The organism is Leclercia sp. GHBNCSD (assembly GCF_055805075.1).
Genome location: NZ_JBQVYO010000007.1, coordinates 1 through 5865 on the forward strand (window position 1 = coordinate 1; position 5865 = coordinate 5865).

The 5865-nt window shown below is 49.5% G+C and carries 4 protein-coding genes and 2 pseudogenes; 2 read left to right on the forward strand and 4 right to left on the reverse strand.

All coding sequences use genetic code 11. The features are described 5' to 3' along the window. On the forward strand, nt 1-727 hold a 727-nt coding region (locus ACT3IC_RS23440; protein WP_166721160.1), incomplete at its 5' end, for an SDR family oxidoreductase. A 91-nt stretch (nt 728-818) separates the two neighbouring features. Here the strand turns inward: ACT3IC_RS23440 and ACT3IC_RS23445 are convergent. From ACT3IC_RS23445 to ACT3IC_RS23460, 4 genes and pseudogenes are all read right to left on the reverse strand, one after another. Further along, nucleotides 819-1463 carry a quinolone resistance pentapeptide repeat protein QnrB1 gene (locus ACT3IC_RS23445; RefSeq protein WP_014386481.1) on the reverse strand — a complete coding sequence of 215 codons (645 nt, stop codon included), beginning with the start codon at nt 1461-1463 and terminating at the stop codon, nt 819-821. Nucleotides 1464-1556: 93 nt separating this feature from the next. Next, nucleotides 1557-1958: pseudogene (locus ACT3IC_RS23450) on the reverse strand (AAA-type ATPase lid domain-containing protein); the annotation flags it as partial. Nucleotides 1959-2033: 75 nt separating this feature from the next. Beyond that, on the reverse strand, nt 2034-5051 hold the full coding sequence (locus tag ACT3IC_RS23455) for a Tn3-like element IS3000 family transposase (protein ID WP_004199413.1): 3018 nt from the start codon (nt 5049-5051) through the stop codon (nt 2034-2036). Between the two features lie 25 nt (nt 5052-5076). Then, the gene (locus tag ACT3IC_RS23460) at nt 5077-5430 is read right to left on the reverse strand and encodes a single stranded DNA-binding domain-containing protein (RefSeq protein WP_022631167.1); all 354 of its coding nucleotides are present in this window, start codon (nt 5428-5430) and stop codon (nt 5077-5079) included. Nucleotides 5431-5678: 248 nt separating this feature from the next. Here ACT3IC_RS23460 and ACT3IC_RS23465 point away from each other — a divergent pair. Further along, nucleotides 5679-5865, forward strand: a pseudogene (locus ACT3IC_RS23465) (NAD(P)-dependent dehydrogenase); the annotation flags it as partial.

Genomic DNA, 5865 nt, shown 5'->3' on the forward strand with positions numbered 1-5865 from the left:
AATTACCGGTGGGGATTCAGGGATTGGTCGTGCTGTTGCTATTGCCTATGCTCGTGAAGGCGCTGATGTTGCGATTAACTATTTACCTGAAGAAGAAGACGATGCGCGTGAAGTGGTCGATCTGATAAAAAAAGCAGGCAGAAATGTTTTGGCCATCCCCGGAGATATCCGTGATGAGGCTTTTTGCGGTCATCTGGTAACACAGGCGGTAAAAGGACTGGGAGGGTTGGATATCCTCGTCAATAATGCGGGTCGTCAGCAATTTTGTGAGTCAATTGAGGAACTCACCACAGAAGACTTCGACGCAACATTCAAAACCAATGTTTACGCTATGTTTTGGATCACCAAAGCGGCCATACCCCATCTTTCACCAGACAGCGTGATAATTAATACCTCCTCCGTACAGGCTTATGAGCCAAGTGAAATCTTGCTTGATTATGCTCAGACTAAAGCAGCTATCGTGGCATTTACTAAATCGCTGGCGAAACAGCTGGCCCCGAAAGGGATCCGTGTCAATGCCGTCGCGCCGGGTCCATACTGGACTGTACTGCAGTGCTGTGGTGGTCAACCGCAGGAAAAGGTGGAGAAATTTGGGGCAAATGCGCCGCTGGGACGCCCTGGTCAACCGGTGGAAATCGCGCCGCTTTATGTCACCCTGGCCGCTCGGGAGAACAGCTATACGTCTGGTCAGGTCTGGTGTTCTGATGGGGGGACCGGAACCCTCTAACGTTTACGATCTGTGCGTCGAAAGTGACTTTTAAGGCAAGGGCGGACACTATTGTATAAGGGCGGGAGCGGTACTTACCGCTCCGTGAATGCTAACCAATCACCGCGATGCCAAGTCGCTCCATGAGCAACGATGCCTGGTAGTTGTCCAACTTAACGCCTTGTAAATCAACGCCCCGAATATCTAAGTCACCCAACTCCGAATTGGTCAGATCGCAATGTGTGAAGTTTGCTGCTCGCCAGTCGAAAGTCGAAAACTCGCCGCCGGAGAGATCTGAACCACTGAACGTCGCGCCCAGTACCTGGGCACCTATCCAACGGTTTTCCCACAGCTCACACTTTTCCAACACGACTTTCGAAAAATTGGCGTAGCTTAGATTGGTATTCGTGATATATGCGCTACAAAACCAGGTGCGCGTGGTGATCATATTCATAAAGCTTGCGCCGCGGAAATCTGCGCCTTGTGCGCGGCAGTGGCGAATTTCAATGCCCAGCGCACTGGAATTGCGAAAATCCGCCATGGATAAATCACAGCTTTTAAAAATGGCATCTTTCAGCATCGCACGACTAAAATTGCACCCTTTCTGGCTTTCACGATCATAGAACTGACAGCCGATAAATTCAGTGCCGCTCAGGTCGGCACCTGAAAAATCACAGTTAAAAAATGTACTATTTTCAATTTTCTCACCGGTGAAACGGTTTCTGTCAATTTTTTCGCCAACGAGTGCCAGAGCCATATTTGTACCTGTTTTTTATACAGTAATGGCGTCATGGTAAACCCTGATGAGGTTATGCGTCAAATCCGCCAATATGACATCTGCAAATGTGCGTTAAATCTGGTGTTTTTTCAGCAAAGCGCGAAGCTGATGGTAAGTCAGACCCAGTAATTCAGCGGCTTTTTTCTGGTTAAATTTTGCCTGCTGTAAGCTGGTTTGTAGAAAGTCTTTCTCTTGCTGCTGCTGGAATTCACGCAGATCCAGCGGTAACCCTACAGACATCGGTTTAGTTTCCGGCGCCTGCGGCTGAGTAGTGTGGCGGCGGAAGGGGTCAATGATTATCTCATCCAGCGGGTAATCACTGGTTCCATGCCGGTAAACGGATCGCTCCACGACGTTTTTCAGTTCACGAATATTGCCCGGCCAACGGTAGTGGAGGAGAGTTTCTCTGGCCTCGGCACTAAAACCCGGAAACAGAGGTAATCCGATCTCGCGGCACATCTGAATGGCAAAATGGGGTTCTAGGGATTTTCCGTCCAAAAACGACAAAGTGCTCTGGAGGCCGCGCCGTCCGTGGCCTCCAGAGGGGTATTACTTTTCGCTGACGGGTAAATATCCCTCGATTGAGCGCATAAGCTCCTCCAGATCTGGCAATTTTTCGCTCAATTCGAAGTGGTAAGTCCCCTTGAGGTTAATGTTGTGCCAGGCCACAGGGGATGCCTGTTTGACGATATCTATTCTCTTGGTATCTCCTTGGTATTCGAAGCTGGTCAACAGCTGGCTGAGTATCCTGGAGTTGAAGTAAACGATGGCATTGGTGACCAGGCGAGCGCACTCATTCCATAGCTGGATTTCTTCGTCTGAACTGCCCCGGAACTGATCCCCATTGACGCTGCTCACGGCCCGACGCAGTTGGTGATAGGCCTCTCCCCGGTTCAGCGCGCGCTGAACATAGTTTCTTAAACTGGCATCATCGATGTAGCACAGTAGATAATTCGCTTTCACCAGGCGATTGTATTCCGTCAGGGCTTCCAGCAGCGGGTGATTGCGCTTGTACTCCGAGAGCTTTCTCACCAAGGTGGCTTGCGTTGTTTTCCGCTGCTTAAGTGATACTGCAATCCGTTGGATGGTATCCCAGTGCTGCGCAATACGATGGGTATTGATTGGCTTTTTTAAGCACAGCTGAATTCGGTGTTCTTTGTCTTCCTTGACATCAAACATGTCATTGATCACTTTGCCAACCTGGGCATAGCGTGGGGCAAACTGGTATCCGAACAGATCCAGTAACGCGAAGTTCACATGGTTCACCCCATGGGTATCGGTTGAGAGCACATCCGGAATGATGTCTGACGTATTGCTCATCAACAAATCAAAGATGTAGTGCGATTCATGTTCGTTGGCGCCGATCACTCTGGCGTTGATCGCAGCGTGATTGGCGATCAAGGTCATGGCAGAAACACCTTTTTGAGTGCCAAAGTACTTCGACGAATAACGGGTTTTGAAGGTCTCGCGCCGGGCTTCGAACTTTTGACCATCGGCACTGGCGTGGATCACATCTTCCTGGATGTTGTAGTACCGGAAGATGGGTAGCTTGGCTGTCGCGTTATTGATGTTGTCGTTAGCAGCATTCAATGTTTCCAGGCGAAGATAGTTCGCCTGGATAGTGCTGAGCTGATCATAGGTACGATCAGAGATCTGTGCCATGCCGTAAATGCCTTGATTGGTTGCATTGCCGACCAGAATTGCCAACAGGTCATATTCATGGGAACGGCTTCTGGATTGGGAACCCAGCACATGAGCGAAGCAGTCAATGAAACCGGTGTCACGATCAACCATGCGCAGTACATCCGCAATCCCCGTTGTGGGAATTTGCTGGAAGAAGGGATTGTTGACCAGATGATGTTTGCTGGCCGAAGGCAGGCGCCAGAAGCGTTTACCCTGCGGATTACGCAAGATGATATTCCGGTTGTCTTCCTGTTCAAGATATTCGCCGACTTCGTACAAACGGGTATCCAATTCCATGGCCATCTGTTTGATCAGCTTTTCAGGCTCCTCCGCTAATTTTGTAAAATGGCTCTGTTGAAGCAGCGTATATTTGTTTTTTCGCCAATGTTCCCCGTCGATCAGGTCGGCGTCGAGTGCCCGGTATTTAGTGATATCAGGCAGCGTCAGCTGGCCATTCAGGCGATCAGGAATCTGTTGATAGAGGAACCACTCATAACGATCGATCAGGATATTCCCTTCACCATCCAGCAGGAATTCACGTGATTTTTTGGAAAGGAGTCTGGTGTCGGCAGTTTGCAACTGAGCGTCCTGGCCGTTGAGTTCGTTTTGTGTTTTCGCCAAGGCGGCCGCTAAGTGCTGGGTGCCGTCGCAGCCTTCGAAGCGCAGACATAGGAACAACTCTCGCAGCAAACCTTTCCGCAGACTTTCTTTCTCGTCGCAGTACTGCCACATGGCTTCATCGACCGATCGTCGCTGCTCGTTCAGGAAGAGACATACAGATTCCAGATCCCTTTTGGTCAGCAGGCTCAGTGCTTGCTGTCTTACTGTTGCAAACGGTAGTTGCAGATCAATGCTGTCATCAATGAACAGGTGCAGTACTTCAGCTGCCTTGCTGACATTTTTAGCTGCTTTTTGCCAATCCTTAAACACCGCTTCCTGCGCATAATCCTTTGCCTTCTGTTTGGTCTGTCTGACATGATGCACAAAGCCATCGGCAATACGTTCCAGCGCTTGCTGCCATCGCGTTTGAAGATAGCACAATAAATACAGCCATTGGCTGCCTACGGTTTGACGTTTCAGTTTGGCACCGTAGTAGTCGACTTTCTCTGCCAGGTGTTGCAGATTTTTCTGCGACAGTGATAGCGTGCTCAACAGCAGATCCACTTCCGGCATCCAATGCTGGATATGGCGATAGACAATCAGTTCTTTCTCCAACTCGGTTCCGGTGAAGTTACGAGCCGATTGTCGCAACTGTCGGAACGGCAGTGGACCTGTGCCGTTCACGAGCTCCGCCAGTGCTTGCTTAAGACCGCGTGACATTGCACGCTCAAGGTGCGCGGCCATGTGTTCCTGTTCGTCTCCCACCACCTGACTGATGATCTTTTGCAGCGTGCTGTAGGCAGGGATTGCGATCTTCTGCCCCGAACAATATTCATTGGCCGCATCGAAGAGGTGCCTAGGCGCTGTCCAGGCTCTGGCTTGCTGGGATAAGTAATCTCTCAACGCCGCTCCATGGTCTTTGACATTCCAGCGCTGGTAGTTGCAGAGCTGGAAAACACGTTGGTAAATCCGTTCGTTCTCTTTTGGCGTGAGATTAAAGGGTCTACAGCCTGGGCCTGGTAGAACGGTTTGATAAACGTATTTGAGGTCCTGCTTGATCTGATGAAAGCCGGGATTCAGCACCACCGGCTTGGCTTTGAAATAGCCCAGCAGTACCACCAGCATGTAACGCTGGCCCCGATGACGGAGGCTTTTAGCGATCGCCAGTTCCTTATCGTTCAGCGAGAAAAAGAAGCGTTGGTCGGCGGAGGTGAAAGCGGGGGGTCCATATAACTCATCTTGTTCTGCCTCGGACAAGATTTGGACACGTTCTTCGAATGCCATGGATTTAGCCCAAAAAGACTAAATCTTACTCAAACAGAGCCCAAATAGGGATCTCGAAAAAAGTAATACCCCTCTGGAGGCCACAGACGGCGGGGCCTCCAGAGCACTTTGTCGTTTTTGGACGGAAAATCCCTAGAACCCCAAATTTGTCTCCGTCTTGATCCTCGATGAGATTACCTCGCAGAGAAATGGTCGCACCGTCATGCATCGTTTTGGCCTGTTCGACAGTCATGATTCTTGCATCTTCAGTCCCACGATAACCTTCATCCAGAGCGTGGGCTGGCGGTGGAGCTGTATCATTTTTCAACCCGCCGTTATCATCAGCAAGCGCTGGCGACAATAAAAAACAACATAATAATGGCGTTATGGATAATTTCATATGTTCTCCTTTTGCCAAGGTTGAAATGTTAAGTGTGGTTGCTATTTATTAACACTGCGAACTGGATAAGTCTCAAATAATATTGTTTAAATTAAATCTAACGTTGGTGGGGATATAAGCGCAACGGTAGAGGAAAGTAGGGGGGGTAATATTCCGAGAAAATTAAGTGTAGCTGGATAATATAGGTCATGCCATTCATTTTGGTCTACGCTTATTAGTCTTTGTGATAAATAATGAGAGGTAATTGAATGGCTGGCTTAAACAAGGAAAAAAAGACCATCAATAAAACCAATTCTGCGCGTTTTCCGGCGCCGCCTTTTCAACAGCAGCAGCAGCCCTTTCCCGGGCTGGCGGGGAAAATGCAACCGCGCCCCGATCATGGAGAAGACAGCTATCAGGGAAGCGGTCGCCTGAATGGGCGCAAGGTATTAATTA

Bases quoted from the DNA above. Each gene is read 5' to 3' on its own strand.
- ACT3IC_RS23445 (WP_014386481.1), bottom strand. From the start codon at position 1,463: ATGGCTCTGGCACTCGTTGGCGAAAAAATTGACAGAAACCGTTTCACC.
- ACT3IC_RS23455 (WP_004199413.1), bottom strand. From the start codon at position 5,051: ATGGCATTCGAAGAACGTGTCCAAATCTTGTCCGAGGCAGAACAAGAT.
- ACT3IC_RS23460 (WP_022631167.1), bottom strand. From the start codon at position 5,430: ATGAAATTATCCATAACGCCATTATTATGTTGTTTTTTATTGTCGCCA.